The sequence below is a fragment of the Nocardia sp. NPDC051981 genome (assembly GCF_040680715.1).
Taxonomy (GTDB): Bacteria; Actinomycetota; Actinomycetes; order Mycobacteriales; family Mycobacteriaceae; genus Nocardia.
Genome location: NZ_JBFAXK010000023.1, coordinates 47,427 through 62,401 on the forward strand (window position 1 = coordinate 47,427; position 14,975 = coordinate 62,401).

At 69.6% G+C, this 14,975-nt stretch carries 12 protein-coding genes and 1 pseudogene; 9 read left to right on the plus strand and 4 right to left on the minus strand.

The window, feature by feature from the left end:
* Positions 1 to 11: 11 nt before the first annotated feature.
* Complete coding sequence (locus AB0L60_RS31465) at positions 12 to 821, minus strand: MerR family transcriptional regulator (RefSeq protein WP_364621339.1); 810 nt, start codon at positions 819 to 821, stop codon at positions 12 to 14.
* 101 nt (positions 822 to 922) lie between these two features.
* On the opposite strand from AB0L60_RS31465, the gene AB0L60_RS31470 reads away from it, so the two are divergent.
* Positions 923 to 1,255 carry a YbaB/EbfC family nucleoid-associated protein gene (locus AB0L60_RS31470; RefSeq protein ID WP_354838861.1) on the plus strand — a complete coding sequence of 111 codons (333 nt, stop codon included), beginning with the start codon at positions 923 to 925 and terminating at the stop codon, positions 1,253 to 1,255.
* Between the two features lie 14 nt (positions 1,256 to 1,269).
* Positions 1,270 to 1,878, plus strand: coding sequence for a recombination mediator RecR (gene recR / locus AB0L60_RS31475; protein WP_033090831.1), 609 nt, complete (start codon positions 1,270 to 1,272; stop codon positions 1,876 to 1,878).
* Between the two features lie 370 nt (positions 1,879 to 2,248).
* Here recR and AB0L60_RS31480 read toward each other — a convergent pair whose 3' ends face one another.
* Positions 2,249 to 2,890: a hypothetical protein gene (locus AB0L60_RS31480; RefSeq protein ID WP_364621345.1), complete on the minus strand. Its 642-nt coding sequence runs from the start codon at positions 2,888 to 2,890 to the stop codon at positions 2,249 to 2,251.
* 64 nt (positions 2,891 to 2,954) lie between these two features.
* Here AB0L60_RS31480 and AB0L60_RS31485 point away from each other — a divergent pair.
* The 6 genes and pseudogenes from AB0L60_RS31485 to AB0L60_RS31510 form a co-directional block, all read left to right on the plus strand.
* A pseudogene (locus AB0L60_RS31485) lies at positions 2,955 to 3,491 on the plus strand (transglutaminase N-terminal domain-containing protein); the annotation flags it as partial.
* A 17-nt stretch (positions 3,492 to 3,508) separates the two neighbouring features.
* Entirely contained in the window at positions 3,509 to 3,727 is a 219-nt protein-coding gene (locus AB0L60_RS31490; protein ID WP_364621348.1) for a hypothetical protein, read from the plus strand.
* Between the two features lie 134 nt (positions 3,728 to 3,861).
* Positions 3,862 to 6,531, plus strand: a complete 2,670-nt coding sequence (locus AB0L60_RS31495; protein WP_364621577.1) for a circularly permuted type 2 ATP-grasp protein — start codon at positions 3,862 to 3,864, stop codon at positions 6,529 to 6,531.
* A complete protein-coding gene (locus tag AB0L60_RS31500; protein ID WP_364621350.1) occupies positions 6,531 to 7,406 on the plus strand; it encodes a transglutaminase family protein in 876 nt (291 codons plus the stop codon). Before AB0L60_RS31495 ends, AB0L60_RS31500 begins: the two co-directional genes overlap by 1 nt.
* Positions 7,407 to 7,605: 199 nt before the next feature.
* The gene (gene leuA, locus AB0L60_RS31505) at positions 7,606 to 9,408 is read left to right on the plus strand and encodes a 2-isopropylmalate synthase (protein ID WP_364621353.1); all 1,803 of its coding nucleotides are present in this window, start codon (positions 7,606 to 7,608) and stop codon (positions 9,406 to 9,408) included.
* A 359-nt stretch (positions 9,409 to 9,767) separates the two neighbouring features.
* On the plus strand, positions 9,768 to 11,639 hold the full coding sequence (locus AB0L60_RS31510) for a MinD/ParA family protein (protein WP_364621356.1): 1,872 nt from the start codon (positions 9,768 to 9,770) through the stop codon (positions 11,637 to 11,639).
* Between the two features lie 82 nt (positions 11,640 to 11,721).
* On the opposite strand, the gene AB0L60_RS31515 is transcribed toward AB0L60_RS31510, so the two are convergent.
* Both AB0L60_RS31515 and AB0L60_RS31520 read right to left on the minus strand, forming a co-directional pair.
* Positions 11,722 to 12,711, minus strand: coding sequence for an LLM class F420-dependent oxidoreductase (locus tag AB0L60_RS31515; RefSeq protein ID WP_364621359.1), 990 nt, complete (start codon positions 12,709 to 12,711; stop codon positions 11,722 to 11,724).
* Between the two features lie 76 nt (positions 12,712 to 12,787).
* Complete coding sequence (locus AB0L60_RS31520) at positions 12,788 to 13,687, minus strand: LysR family transcriptional regulator (RefSeq protein ID WP_364621580.1); 900 nt, start codon at positions 13,685 to 13,687, stop codon at positions 12,788 to 12,790.
* Between the two features lie 189 nt (positions 13,688 to 13,876).
* Between AB0L60_RS31520 and AB0L60_RS31525 the strand changes: the two genes are divergently transcribed.
* Positions 13,877 to 14,854 (plus strand): EamA family transporter, encoded by a 978-nt coding sequence (locus tag AB0L60_RS31525; RefSeq protein ID WP_364621362.1) that lies wholly within the window; start codon positions 13,877 to 13,879, stop codon positions 14,852 to 14,854.
* Positions 14,855 to 14,975: the final 121 nt, after the last annotated feature.

A 14,975-nucleotide genomic window follows, 5' to 3' on the forward strand; every position in this document is an offset into this window, starting at 1 on the left:
TCTCTCCTTCTTCAGAGCCGGCCGATGGGCCAGCAGACTTCGGTGCGGTAGTCGGCGGGCTCGGCGTCACCGGGCCCGACCAGGTAGATCTCGCGCACGGGTTCGGTGAGCGCGGTGTCGTGCTCGGCCACATGGCTGCCCAGCGCGCCATAGGTGCGGTCGAATTCGGTGAACGGGCCCGCGTGGACGGCGATGGCGAACCGGCGGGCGGGCAGGTCGAGGACGGTCCCGGCGTCGACGCGGTCCCGGTGCCGCTCGTCGATGGGCACGAAGGTGACGACTTCGCCCCGGTCGTATTCGAAGAACTCCGGCGCGTAGGTGGCGCCGCCCGGTCCGGCGGGTGCGAGGTTCGCGGCGGCCAGTTGCGCGTACATGGTTCCGTAGCTGTGCTCACACCACGCATCGCAGTCCTCGCGCGCCACCTCCGCCGTCATGGCCAGCGCCGCATAGCTTGCGACGGAACGGTATTCGACGCTGATCCCGGTCGACGGCAGCAGCAGCGCCCGGAGCGAGGCCACCACGTCGCGGGTGCGCACCAACTCGGCCTCCATGCGCTCGAGATGCGCTCGGATGGCCGCGTCCCGCGCCGCCTGATCGGGGGCGGCCATCACCGCCTTGATCTCCGGCAACGGCATGTTCAGCTCGCGCAGCCGCTTGATCAGGTGCGCCTGGTCCACCTGCTCGGTCGAATAGAACCGGTAGCCGGAGCCCGGGTCGATCGCGACCGGGGCCAGCAGGTCGATCTCGTGGTAGTACCGCAGCGTCTTGATGGTCAGGTAGGTGAGCCGGGAGAACTCGCCGATCGGAACCGTTGCCGTCATGCCCTAAGCGAACACCCTCCAGCGAGGGGAGAGTCAAGCAGCGCGGCGCGCGTCGCCGACTAGGCTGGGGAGCGATCACCATCCCCCAGGAAGGACGCGCCGTGCAGCCCGGTGAAGGTTTCGATTTCCAGCAGTTGATGGCCCAGGCCCAGCAGATGCAGCAGGCCGTCATGGCCGCGCAGCAGGAGATCGCGGAGTCGGAGGTCGAGGGCGAGGCGGGCGGTGGCCTGGTGCGCGCCCGGATCCGCGCCACCGGCGAGGTGCTGGCGCTGACCATCGACCCGAAGGTGGTCGATCCGGAGGATGTGGACACGCTGCAGGATCTGATCATCGGCGCGCTCAACGACGCCATGGAGACCGCGCAGAACCTGGCCGCCGAGCGGCTGGGCCCGCTGGCCGGCGGTCTCGGCGGCGGCGCGCTGCCCGGACTCTGATCGGGGCTGGGTAGGTGTACGAGGGTCCGGTTCAGGATCTCATCGACGAGTTGGGCAAGCTGCCCGGCGTCGGCCCGAAGAGCGCGCAGCGCATCGCGTTTCATCTGCTCTCGGTGGAGCCGCCGGAGATCGACCGGCTGCAGGCGGCCCTGCAGAAGGTGCGGGACGGCGTGCGGTTCTGCGCGGTCTGCGGCACCGTCTCCGACGGTGAACTGTGCCGTATCTGTGCCGATCCGCGCCGCGACCGCACCATGATCTGCGTGGTCGAGGAACCCAAGGATGTGCAGGCCATCGAGCGCACCCGGGAATTCCGCGGGCGCTATCACGTGCTCGGCGGCGCGCTCGACCCGCTGTCGGGTATCGGACCGGACCAGTTGCGCATCCGGGAATTGCTGACCCGCATCGGAAATCAGGACGACGGCGTGGATGTCACCGAGGTGATCATTGCCACCGATCCGAATACCGAGGGCGAGGCGACGGCCACCTACCTGGTCCGCATGCTGCGCGATTTCCCGGGACTGAGCGTGACGCGCCTGGCCTCGGGTCTGCCCATGGGCGGTGATCTGGAATTCGCCGACGAATTGACCCTGGGCCGCGCCCTTTCCGGGCGTCGCGCCCTGTAAGTGGCGTACCGGGATCGGGCTATGTCCAGGTCGGCGGCGCGGGAAGCGCCGCCGGCTGCGGGCAGGGAATGTGTTGAACGTTCCTGGGGATATCGGCTCCGGCCCCGCTGGCGTGCAATGCCACGGCGATAGCGAAAGTAGCCGCCAAACCGGCCACGACTGCCAAGCCCTTACGCAAGGTCCCGTTCTTCAAGGATGGGCGTAGCTTCGACGGGCGTAGCTTCATGTTTCGCTCCTCGCCTCGGTGAGTAATGCGTACAAGCTCGGAAACACCGCGTGCAATTAGCGAAATGCTAGCTTTCCTGCGCGTGCGCAGCCTTCATTCCGGGGGGTTGGAAGTGGAAATTGAAATCGGTCCGTTATTCGACGGTCAGAACGTGAGACGCTGCCAATCCAGCGCGGCGAATCCCGAACGATCTCCGGTGGCCCAGCCCCAGATGAGATCGGCCACAATTCGCGGGTCGTTCGCGGTGGCTGCGAAATGCTTGTCGGCGGACCCGTCCCGGTATTCCAGGTCGTAATGCCCGTCCTGATGCCGATAGGTCTGGATGTAGATCTGATCTCCGGTTTCCACGATCAGATACGGACCGGGCTGTCCCAGCTCCGGAATCCACAGCTCCACCAGTTGCCGTGTCAGGTACGGGAATTCACCCGCCCCGCCGTGCGTGACGGCGGCCGTGACCGATTCGACCGGATCCACCAGCCAGGCCAGCTGCGGGTCCCACAGCGCGTAATCGTGCGGGGTGCCCAGCTCGAACAGCAGCCCGCGCACATGGCCGATGGCGTCGTAGGGGGTGGAGACGAACAGGGCGTCGCCGAGCACGCCGTCGCCGGCGGGCGAGCCCAGGAAGCTGTCCGCCTCGGGCAGTTCGCCATTGCGCTCGTCCAGCTCGGCCGCGATCTCGGTGACGGCGTCACCGGCCGGTCTGCCGTCCTGCGCGGTCAGATACGTGTCCACCTCGGCGGGGGACACGGCGGCTCCGGAGGGCAGCAGAACGAGGTCGTAGCTCACCCGGCCAGGCTAGCTGTCGGAAAAACTCCCGCGTGTCCCGGCCTTCGCGTGGTGAACTGGACAGATGGGGATCAAGGTTTCCCTCGAACACCGCACCACCTATTCCTTCGACCATCCCGTGCGCGTCCATCCGCACGTGGTCCGTCTGCGACCCGCCCCGCACACCCGCACCGCCATCGAGGCGTACTCGATGCGGGTGAGCCCCGGGAACCACTGGGTGAACTGGCAGCAGGACGCGTTCGGGAATTTCCTGGCGCGCTTGATCTTCCACGAGCCCACGCCGGAACTGTCCATCGTGGTCGGGCTGATCGCCGATATGGACGCCATCAATCCCTTCGATTTCTTCGTCGAGGAGCACGCCGAGCATTTCCCGTTCGGTTATTCGCCGCAGTTGTCCGCCGACCTCGAGCCCTATCTGCGGCCGGTGGACGAGGGCGAATCCGGTTCCGGCCCCGGCGCTTCGGTACGGGACTGGGTGCGCCGCCACACGCCGGCGGATCGGCCGCGCACCATCGACTTCCTGACAGCGGTGAATCAGGCGCTGCGCCATGATGTCGCCTACACCGTCCGGATGGAGCCGGGCGTGCAGTCGCCGGACAGCGCCGGGCCGCGCGAGCGGTGATCGCCCACATCGTACGGGGCCTGGGACTGCCGGACGGTCAGGTGCGGCCCGCCTATTCGGTGGTGGCGCAATCCCGGCGCAATCGGCGATTCGAATCCTCCGGGCACACCCCGGGCCCGGTCGATATCGCGGATTCGCGTGCCAAAATGGCCATACAGGCAACAGACGTCGGTGCGCCCGGAATACTCGATCTGCGCCGGGCGCGGACCGTGTGAGGCGTCGTCGGCGATCGATAGGCGTACCCGGGGATGTGGTAGTGGTGACAGTGCTCGACGCAGTGCCACCCGGCGAGGAGTTCGCGAATTACCGTGCCGCCGCGGCCGATACCGGCGCCCGCGACGCCTGCGGCCTGGCCACTGGCGGCTGCTACGACGAACTCGTCGATCACGACGGCTGCCTGCGCGGCCTGTGGGCCGACCTGTCCGCCGACTTCCTGGACCAGGGCCGGGCCGGACTGCACCGCATCGACGGCCGGGTCCGGCGGCTGATCGAGGACGACGGCATCACCTACACCGAACTGACCGGCTCCGAGGGGGCCGCGACGCCCTCGCCGTGGCGGCTGGACCCGATTCCGCTGCTGCTCTCCGACACCGAGTGGGCGGCGCTGGAATCCGGTGTGGTGCAACGTTCCCGGCTGCTCGATGCGGTGCTCACCGACGTGTACGGCGCGCGCCGCACCCTCACCGAGGGGCTGCTGCCGCCGCGGGTGGTCTTCGCGCACCGCGGCTATGTCCGTGCCGCGCACGGTATTTCACTGCCGGGGCGGCATCAGCTGTTCCTGCACGCCTGCGATGTCAGCCGCTGGAGCGACGGCGGCTTCCGGGTGCTCGCCGACTGGGCGCAGGCCCCTTCCGGCGCGGGCTACGCACTGGCCGACCGCCGCGTGGTGTCCGCCGCGATTCCCGAGGCCTTCGAGCTCGCCGGCCCGCGTCCGCTCACCCCGTTCGTGCGGGCCATGCGGCTGATGCTCATCGAGGCCGCGCCGCGGGGCGCCGACGAGGACCCGGTGGTCGTGGTGCTGAGCCCGGGCGTGCACTCCGAAACCGCCTTCGATCAGGCGTATCTGGCCTCCGTGCTGGGTTTCCCACTGGTGGAGAGCGCCGACCTGGTGGTGCGCGACGGCCGGCTGTGGATGCGCTCGCTGGGCACGCTCGAACGCGTCGACGTGGTGCTGCGCCGCGTGGACGCCGAGTTCTCCGATCCCCTGGACCTGCGGCCGGATTCGCGCCTGGGCGTGGTGGAGGTGCTGCGGCGCGGCGCGGTCACCGTGGTCAACACCCTGGGCAGCGGACTACTGGAGAATCCGGCGCTGGCCGCGTTCCTGCCCCGCCTGTCACGGCGGCTGCTCGACGAGGAACTCACCCTGCCCGGTATCGAATCCTATTGGGGCGGAGACGATTCCGAACGCTCCCACCTGACGGCCAACCTGCACCGCCTGATCCTGCGCTCCACCGTGGACGGCACCACGATCTTCGGGCCCCTCCTCACCGCCGTGCAGCGCGCGCAGTGGCGGGCCCGCATCGAGACCGAGGGCTGGAAGTGGGTCGGCCAGGAACCGGCCCGCTTCTCGGTCGCCCCCGCGGTCGACGGCTCCGGCGGACTCACCGCCGCCCCCGTCGCCGTCCGCCTGTTCTCCCTGGCCGGACGCGTCGGATACCGCATCATGCCGGGCGGATTGGGGCAGCTGCATCAGCACGGCGGACCCGGGGGCATGGTGGGGGAGGCCGCCGCCAAGGACGTCTGGGTGCGCGCCGCGCCCATCGCCGTCCCGGCCGTGCCCGCAGCCACCGCCGAGGTGCCCGGGGAGCGCGAGCGCTGGGTCGTCGCGGTCGCCCCGATGGACGTGGTCAGCTCGCCGCGCGTGCTCAACGACCTGTTCTGGCTGGGCCGCTACGGCGAGCGCGCCGAGGTCACCGTGCGCCTGCTCAGTGCCGTCCACGAACGCCACCAGGACTACCGCTACCGGCCGTGGCTGGAGGGCGCCGCGGCGATGCCCATCCTGATGGCCGCCCTCGCTCGCATGACCGGCACGACCCCGGCCGAGCCGAAGCTGCCTGCCGTGCCGAAACCGACTGCTGTGCAAACTGATTCGCCGGAGCGCCGGCGCAGGCGCCGCCAACCGGAGGTGCAGTCCGCTGCGCGGACCCGATCCGGATCCCAGCCGCCGCGGCGTCGCGAGTACTCCGACGAGCCGACCGTCCCGATCGCGCTGCCCGGCGCGTCCCGCCGGGACCACGACTATCTGGTCTCCCTCACCGTCGACCGCGAGGTTCCCGGCTCGGTGGCGTTCTCCGTGGAGCGCTACGCGAAAGCCGCACGCGCCGTGCGTGATCAGCTCTCACCCGACACCTGGATGGTGCTCGGCTCCATCGATCGCGCCCTGTCGGAGTACCGGGCCGTCCGCGGCGACCGTGGCGCGGCGCTGTCGGCCGTGCACTCCCGCGCCCTGTCCGCCCTGCTGTCGCTGACCGGCATCGACGCGGAATCGACCGTGCGGGACACGGGGTGGCACGTCATGGACATCGGGCGCCGCATTGAGCGCGCGCTGGCGCTGTCGGCCCTGCTGACCGCCGCCCTCACCGACGCCTACCCGCCGGAGGTCGGCCGGGTGGTGACCGACGCGGTCCTGCAGGCTACCGTGTCCGCGGTGAGTTACCGCCGCCGCCACGGTGATTCGGTCCGCATCGCCGCCGTCGCCGGACTGCTGCTGTTCGACGGGCACAACCCGCGCTCGCTGGCCTACCAGCTGGAACGCCTCGAGGCCGACTTCCCGGCGCTGCCCGGGGCCTCCGGATCCTCACGCCCGCAACGACTCCTGGCCGATGCCCAGCGCATGCTGCGCCGCGTCGACCCGGCCGAGCTGGAGACCGTCGCCGACGGCCGCCGTACCGAACTGGCCGAGCTGCTCGACGGCGTCCACCTGCGGCTGCGCAAACTCTCCGAATCCTTCGAGGCGAGCCGGCTGTCGGTGCCGCGCGAGATCAAGCCGCTGTGGGGCTCCGCCCGGGTGGTGGGCTGATGCGCCGCTACCGGGTGCTGCATCGCACCATCTACCTGTACTCGGACGTGGTCAGCAGCTCCTACGGCCGCGCCTACCTGACGCCGCGCGAGTTTCCGGGACAGCGGTTGCTGTCCCACGACATTCGCGTCGATCCCCTCCCGTCGGACCGATCGGTCGGCACCGACGTGTACGACAACACCACCCTCTACTTCCACGTCACCGCCGAACACCGCCGCCTGGAGGTGACCGGCGAATCCCTCGTCGAAGTCGGCGCGCCCGCCGCCCCGGCCACGCAGCCGGCCTGGGAGCAGGCCCGCCCGACCGCCGAGAACGGCCCGCTCGCCGTGGAATTCACCCTCGACCTGACCCCGCCCGAGATCATCCCCGAGGTCGCCGCCTATGCCGCCGAATCCTTCCCGGCGGGCCGCCCGCTGCTGGACGCGGTGCGGGAACTGACCACGCGCATCCACACCGACTTCGCCTACGAATCCGGCTCCACCACCGTCAGCACCAGCGTCGCCGACGTCTTCGCCGCCCGTCACGGCGTCTGCCAGGACTTCGCCCGCCTCGGCATCGCCTGCCTGCGCTCCCAGGGCCTGGCCGCCCGCTATGTCTCGGGCTACCTGTCCACCGATCCGCCCCCCGGCAAGGAACGCATGGTCGGCGCGGACGCCACCCACGCCTGGGCCGCGGTCTGGCTCCCGGGCGCCGCCGGGCACTGGATCGGCTTCGACCCCACCAACGACCAGTTCGCCGACGACCGCTACATCACCGTCGCCTGGGGTCGCGACTACGCCGACGTGCCGCCCCTGCGCGGCATCATCTATACCGATGCCAAGGAGTCGACCATCACCGTGTCAGTCGATGTGGCACCGATCGGCGCCGATGAGTGACACGCCCGGGCTGCGGCGCCCGCCTCCCCTGCTTCCGGGCATCTATTGCGCCCCTGTAAACTCGTCGCCATCATGCAGCGGGCACTTCTCCTCGGCCGCCGCGACGGGGTCTGATTCGGACCGGCTCCCGTCGCGGGGATCTGCCGTGCCGGTCTACCCCATACCTGGGATCCAGCCACACCCTCGGAGATAAATCGCCATGTCAGCCGCTGACGCTTTCGTATCCGGCACCCGGTCCATCACCGCGCCGTCCAAGCCCGCGCCCGCCGACCAGCCGGCCTGGAACACACAGAAGAACTCCTCCATGCCGGTCTTCCGGTATCGGCCCTTCGCCGAGGAGGTCGAGCCGGTCACCCTGCCCGACCGCACCTGGCCGGACAAGATCATCGACCGCGCGCCCGGCTGGTGTGCCGTGGACCTGCGCGACGGCAACCAGGCGCTGATCGACCCGATGAGCCCCGCCCGCAAGCGTCGAATGTTCGACCTGCTGGTGCGCATGGGCTACAAGGAGATCGAGGTCGGCTTCCCGTCCGCCTCGCAGACCGACTTCGACTTCGTCCGCGAGATCATCGAGGACGGCGCGATTCCGGCCGACGTCACCATCCAGGTGCTGACCCAGTCTCGGCCCGAGCTGATCGAGCGCACCTTCGAGGCCTGCGCCGGCGCCACCAATGTGATCGTGCACTTCTACAACTCGACCTCGATCCTGCAGCGCCGCGTGGTCTTCCGTGCCGACCGCGACGCCGTCAAGAAGATCGCCACCGACGCCGCGAAGCTGTGCCTGGAGGTCGAGAAGCGCTACCCGGACACCAACTGGCGCTACGAGTACAGCCCGGAGTCCTACACCGGCACCGAGTTGGACTACGCCCGCGAGGTGTGCGACGCGGTCTCCGAGATCATCGCGCCGACCCCGCAGAAGCCGCTGATCATCAACCTGCCCGCGACCGTGGAGATGGCGACGCCCAACGTCTACGCCGACTCCATCGAGTGGATGCACCGCAACCTGGCCCGCCGCGACTCCATCGTGCTGTCGCTGCACCCGCACAACGACCGCGGCACCGCCGTGGCCGCCGCGGAACTGGGTTACCAGGCCGGCGCCGACCGCATCGAGGGCTGCCTGTTCGGCAATGGCGAGCGCACCGGCAATGTCTGCCTGGTGACGCTGGGCATGAACATGTTCTCGCGCGGCGTCGACCCGCAGATCGACTTCTCCAACATCGACGAGATCCGCCGCACGGTCGAGTACTGCAACCAGCTGCCGGTCGCCGAGCGTCACCCGTACGGCGGCGACCTGGTCTACACAGCCTTCTCCGGCTCGCACCAGGACGCCATCAACAAGGGCCTGGACGCTATGAAGGCCGCCGCCGACGCGCAGGGCGCCGACGTGGACGACATCGTGTGGGAGGTCCCGTACCTGCCCATCGACCCGAAGGACGTCGGCCGCACCTACGAGGCCGTGATCCGGGTGAACTCGCAGTCCGGCAAGGGTGGCGTGGCCTACATCATGAAGACCGATCACGGGCTGGTGCTGCCGCGCCGGCTGCAGATCGAGTTCTCGCAGGCCGTGCAGAAGATCACCGACGGCGAGGGCGGCGAGGTCACCCCGAAGGAGATGTGGGACGTCTTCTCCGAGGAGTACCTGACCCCGATCCTGCCGCTGGAACGCATGCGCCAGAAGGTCACCGCCGCCGAGACGGACGGCGGCGTCGACCACATCGAGGCCGTGGTCAAGGTGGACGGCGTCGAGCACGCCGTCTCCGGTGAGGGCAACGGCCCGCTGGCCGCGTTCGTCGACGCGCTGGCCACCATCGACTACGACGTGCGCGTGCTGGACTACAGCGAGCACGCCATGTCCTCCGGCGACGACGCCCAGGCCGCCGCCTACGTCGAATGCGCCATCGGCGATCAGGTCACCTGGGGTGTCGGCATCGCCACCTCCATCACCACCGCCTCGCTGCGCGCGGTCGTCTCCGCGGTCAACCGCGCTGCCCGTAGGGCCTGAGGCGTCCCCCCGATCCTCGCGAACGTAACGACTGATTTCGTGAGGATCGGGGTAACTCGCCGGGTACGTCCGGAATCGGTTCGGCACCAAGCGCGGGCACGCGTGCACAAGTTGTGACGGCTCCCGGCCGGGCGCTGGAGTCTCGGGGAGGCGGCACGGCGTCACTCACCGGGTACCTCCAGAATGGGTTCGGCACCCGACGCAGGCACGCATGTAGGAGTGATAACGGCACTCGGCCGTGCGCCGAAGCTGCGGGGAGGCGGCTCTGCCTCGCCGCATCCGGGCGGGTCAACAATGCTAGCGTTGGGACGCATTAGCGCCGAGCTCTCTGTTCGAGCCGTCGAGCAGATGGGGGACACGTGACCACGAAAGATCAGAATTCGACCTCGAAGCCTGTGCAGGGCAAGGGGGTTACCGACGACGCCGTCGAGGTGGCCGATGTCGAGGCCGAGCAGGACGCGGTGCAGGCCGACGGACCGGCCGAGAACAACGGCGCGGCGAGCGATTCCGAGGAGCAGGTGGCCGGATTCTTCCCGCCGGTGCCGGATTCGATCGACCAGGCCCTGCCGCACCCGGGTGCGGGGCCCAACCCCTTCGCACCGCCCAACGGTTCCTTCCCTGGGCCCTACGGTGGGCCGGACGGCCACAATCAGTTCGCGGGCGATGGCCACAATCCGTTCGCGCCGGGCGGTCCCGGGCCGTACGGCCAGCCGGGCTTCCCGCCCGCCGGCGCGTTCCCGCCGCCGGATGCCGGGCAGTTCGCGCCGCCGCCGAATCCCAGTGTGCCGGGCGGGTTTCCGCCGCCGGGCGCACCGCTGGGCGAGGTGCGCGATCAGACGCCCTACGGCGAGATCCGGCAGGAGATCGGCAGCGACGGCATGGTGCGCCGGGTGTTCCCCGAGCCGCCGGGCGTGCCGGGTGGCGGTGAGAAGCCCGGGGAGCCGGGACATTTCGGTGGTCCGGGCCAGCCGGGGCAGTTCGCGCCGTCCAATGATCAACCGGGCGGGCCGATCTACAGCTGGTCGCCGCCCCCGGCCGCGCCGCCGCAGACCCAGCTATCCCAGCCGCAGCCCCAGGTGGGTTTCCAGCCCGGCTGGAATCCGCAGCCGCAGCAGGGTTTTCCGCAGCCGCAGGGTGGTTTCGGGCAGCAGTTCGGGCAGCAGCCGATGCCTCCGGGGCATTCGGTCAATGATCTGAACCTGTTGAAGCGGGCCAAGCGGGCGCCGCGCAGCGGGTGGCGGCGGGCCGTGCACAAGGCGTCCGGCGGTGCCATCAACCCGGGCGAGTCGGCCGCGGACGTGGTGTACCGGCAGCTGGTGGACCGGGTGAACCAGCCGGTCCGCGGGGACTACCGGATCGCGATCCTGTCGCTCAAGGGCGGCGTCGGAAAGACCACCACCACGGTCGGTCTGGGCTCCACCTTCGCCTCGCTGCGCGGTGACCGGGTGATCGCCATCGACGCCAACCCGGACCTCGGAACGCTGGCGCACCGCGTGCCCCGGCAGACCCGCTCCACGGTGCGAAACCTGTTGGAGGACGGGCACATCTCGCGGTATTCGGATGTGCGCGCCCACACCTCGCAGGCGCCGAGCCGACTGGAAGTGCTTGCCAGTGAACAGGATCCGGCGGTGTCGGAGGCGTTCTCCGAGGCGGACTACCGCAAGGCCATCGGCATCCTGCAGCAGTTCTACAACATCATCCTCACCGACTGTGGCACCGGTCTGATGCATTCGGCCATGTCCGGCGTGCTGGATATGGCCAGCTCGCTGGTGCTGGTGACCTCCCCGGCCATCGACGGCGCGCGCAGTGCCTCGGCCACCCTGGACTGGCTCGACCACCACGGCTACCACAAGCTGGTGGAGCGAACCGTGGTGGTGGTCAACGCCTCTCGGAAGGGTTCCTCCACGGTGGACCTGGACCAGCTGCGCAAGCTCTTCCTGGACCGCACCCGCGCGGTGCAGGTCGTCCCGTTCGACGACCACCTGGCCGAGGGCGCGGAGATCGACCTGGAACTGGTCGGCAAGCCGACACGGCGGGCCCTGCTGGAACTGGCCGCCATGGTGGCCGACGATTTCGGCTATCAGGCTGCGCAGCAAGGCTTCCCGCCGCAGGGCGGCTTCCAGCAGCAGCCCCCGCAGGGTGGATTCGCGCCGCAGCAGAGCGGCGGTTACCCGCCGCAGGGTGACGGCGGCTATCCGCCGCCCGGCGACGGTTTCCGGCCGCAGGGCTGATCCGGTATCGAACGACGAAATGCCCGCGGTTCAACGGAACCGCGGGCATTTCCTATGAGTCGGCCTCCGAAAGGGGAGCGGGTCAGCCCCGGACCAGCGGAGCCAGGGCGCGACCGGCGAGTTCGACCGCGCCGGCCTCGTGACCGTTGGTGACCATGTTCACGATGATGCCGTCGATGCCCTGGTCGAGCACCCGGGACTGGATCTGCTCGGCGACCTGATCCGGGGTGCCGACGAACTGGCGGTCCGCCGGGGTGTTGCGCAGGGCTTCGTTCGGCAGCGCGCCCAGATCGGTGATGCCGATGCGGGCCAGCATCTCGGCCTGGGTCTTGCGGGCGCGGTCGCCGTCCTCGTCCACGATGACGAACGCCAGGAAGCTGGTCTCGAGGGTCTTCGGGTCGCGGCCCGCCTCGTCCAGGCGCGCGTGCAGGGCCTCGAGCTTGCGCGGGATCTCCGAGGCATTGCAGATGATGTTGAGGTGGTCGGCGAAGCGGGCGGCCAGGCCGAAGGTCTTCTTCTCGCCGCCGCCGCCGAGCAGGATCGGCAGGTCGTCGCGCACGCGCGGCTCGTTCATGGCGTTGTTCGTGCGGTACCACTTGCCGTCGAAGGTGGAGTGCTGCCCGCGCAGCATCGGGGTGATGATCTCGAGGGCCTCCTCGAGCTTCTCGAACCGCTCGGTGAAGGTGCCGAAGTCGAAGCCGTAGGCCTGGTGCTCGAGCTCGAACCAGCCCGCGCCGATGCCCAGCACGGCCCGGCCGCGGCTCACCACGTCCAGGGTGGTGACGGTCTTGGCGGTGAGCGCCGGATTACGGTAGGTGTTGCCGGTCACCAAGGCGGACAACTGGATTCGCTCGGTCGAGGCGGCCAGGCCCGACAGCGCGCTGTACGCCTCCAGCATGGGCTCCTCGGGCGCGCCGAGCAGCGGCAACTGGTAGAAGTGGTCCATGACGAAGGCCGCGTCGAAGCCGGCCGCCTCGGCCTCCCGTGCCTGCGCCACCACGGCTGGGAACAGGTCCCGCGGCGCGACCCCGTAGCTGAAGTTCGGCATCTGATACCCGAGTCGAATGCTCATGCCGCAAACGTAGGACCTGGAGTGCGCTCCAAGTCAACCGCTGATTTCCGATTCCCGGTCGCGCGGTGTGGCCGGGCTATTCGGTCCCGGTGGCGCGGCGGGCCGCGGTCTGGAACGCGGCGATGACCATGGCGACGGCCGGGCGCTTGTCGGCATGCGGGCGGGTGGCCAGATCGTAGACGCGGGCGGCGCGGACGCCGGCCAGGCGGAGCATGACCAGGTCGGGGTGACGGACCGCGTGGCGGGGCATGAGGGCGACGCCGTAGCCGGTGGCCACCAGCGCCTCGATGACGCTGAACTCGTTGAGTCGCTGCGCGATTCGCGGCTGCACGCCGGTGACGGTCGCGATCGAGCGGAGCACGTCGTCGACCGGGAAGCCGGTGCGGACGCTGATCCAGGTCTCGTCGGACAGCTCCGCCGGAACCACCGCGCCCTGCCGGGCCAGCCGGTGATCGGGCGCGACCACCACGTCGATCGGCTCGCGCATGAGCACCCGCGAGGACACCCGCGGCCCGCCGAGCGAGGGCGCCCGCTCGTCGCGGTGGGTCAGCACCACGTCGTAATCGGCCAGCAAACGCGGCACCTCACTGGGCGGCACGTCCTCGTCGCGCGCCACCATCTCCACCCCGCTGTCCGCCAGCTCGGCCAGCACATGCGGCAGCAGCAGCGCCGCCCCCGACGGGAACAAGGCCACCCGCACCCGCCCGCGCGGCGACCCCCGATACTCCGCCATCTCGCTGACCGCTCGTTCCATGGCCTCGAGCACCTCATCGGCCCGCACCACCAGCGCCCGCCCCGCATCGGTCAGCCGCACCCGCCGCCCATCCGGCTCCAGCAGCGCCACCCCCGCCTCCCGCGCCAGCACCTTCAACTGCTGCGACACCGCCGACGGCGTCATCGACAACGCCTCCGCCACCGCGGCAACCGTCCCGCGATCGGCCAATTCTCGTAGCACCCGCAGTCTTTCGAGTGACATGAGCGGCCCGTCGGAGCGTGCGGCAGGTGGGGCTTCCTGGGCGGCGTCGGCGCGGGTGTCGCGGAGGATGCGGCGTGGGGGTGGGACGGAGCGGGGTGGGTCGGGCTGGGGCATGGTTAAGTAGTACTACATTATTGATGCAGAATTATTCGATTGTTCTTATTTATTAGCGTCAGCAAGATTTTCGGCATGACCAATCGCGATCGACTGCTCGGGCTCACCGTCGTGGTGCTGTGGGGGTTGAACTTCCTGGCCATTCACGTGGGGCTGGAGCATTTCCCGCCGTTCTTCTTCGCGGGGCTGCGGTTCGCCGTGATCGCGATTCCGGTGCTGCTGTTCGTGCCGCGGCCCAGGGTGCCGTGGAAGTGGTTGCTGCTGTACGGGATCGGGTTCGGGATTCTGCAATTCGCGTTTCTGTTCACCGCCATGCGGGCGGGGATGCCGACGGGCCTGTCCTCGCTGGTGCTGCAGTCGTCCGCGCCGTTCACGGTGCTGCTGGGCGCGGTGTTCCTGCGGGAACGGCTGCGCGGCATTCAGCTGGCGGGGATCGCGGTGGCCATGGCGGGTATGGCGGTGATCGGGTGGGACCGTTCGCACCACGCGGCGCTGCTGCCGCTGGTGCTGACCCTGCTGGGCGGATTGGGCTGGGCCTTCGGCAATATCGGATCCCGGCTGGCCGCGGCCTCGTCCGAGCGGGTGAACCCGCTGCACCTGACGCTGTGGATGGCCGTGGTGCCGCCGATCCCCATGTTCGTGCTGTCCGCGCTCACCGAGGGCCCGGCCACCGGCTGGAACGACCTGATCGGCTCTTTCTCGGCGACCGGTTGGCCCGCCTTCGCGGCCCTGGCCTACATCGTCGCGCTGGGGACGATCGCCGGATCGGGGCTGTGGACCTATCTGATGAGCCGTTATCCGGCGGGCACGGTGGCGCCGCTGTCGCTGGCCGTGCCGGTGGTGGGAATCGCCGCCTCCTGGGCGTTCCTGCACGAGGCTCCGTCCGCATTGTCCCTGATCGGGGCCGTCATCGTGATCGCCGGCGCCTTCACGGCCACTTCGGCGGGCCGCCGCGTCCAGGTGCCGGAGGCCGCGCTCGACACGCCCGGACCCATCCGACCCGCCGAGCCGACACGCCGGTCAGAACTGGACCAGAATCTCGTCCAGGCCTAGCTGAGCAGTCCGATTTGCTGTAGTTCGCCCATCTTCCGGGTTTTCGGGATGAAATTTTCCACCCCAACCGACCATCTGTCTGCGACAGCTCCATAGGATGCGGACCAGGCGTGGGAGGTAA

Excerpts from the sequence above, each read along its gene's own strand:
- AB0L60_RS31465 (WP_364621339.1), bottom strand. The coding sequence starts at position 821 with ATGACGGCAACGGTTCCGATCGGCGAGTTCTCCCGGCTCACCTACCTG.
- AB0L60_RS31500 (WP_364621350.1), top strand. The coding sequence starts at position 6,531 with ATGCGCCGCTACCGGGTGCTGCATCGCACCATCTACCTGTACTCGGAC.
- leuA (WP_364621353.1), top strand. The coding sequence starts at position 7,606 with ATGTCAGCCGCTGACGCTTTCGTATCCGGCACCCGGTCCATCACCGCG.
- AB0L60_RS31515 (WP_364621359.1), bottom strand. The coding sequence starts at position 12,711 with ATGAGCATTCGACTCGGGTATCAGATGCCGAACTTCAGCTACGGGGTC.
- AB0L60_RS31520 (WP_364621580.1), bottom strand. The coding sequence starts at position 13,687 with ATGTCACTCGAAAGACTGCGGGTGCTACGAGAATTGGCCGATCGCGGG.
- AB0L60_RS31525 (WP_364621362.1), top strand. The coding sequence starts at position 13,877 with ATGACCAATCGCGATCGACTGCTCGGGCTCACCGTCGTGGTGCTGTGG.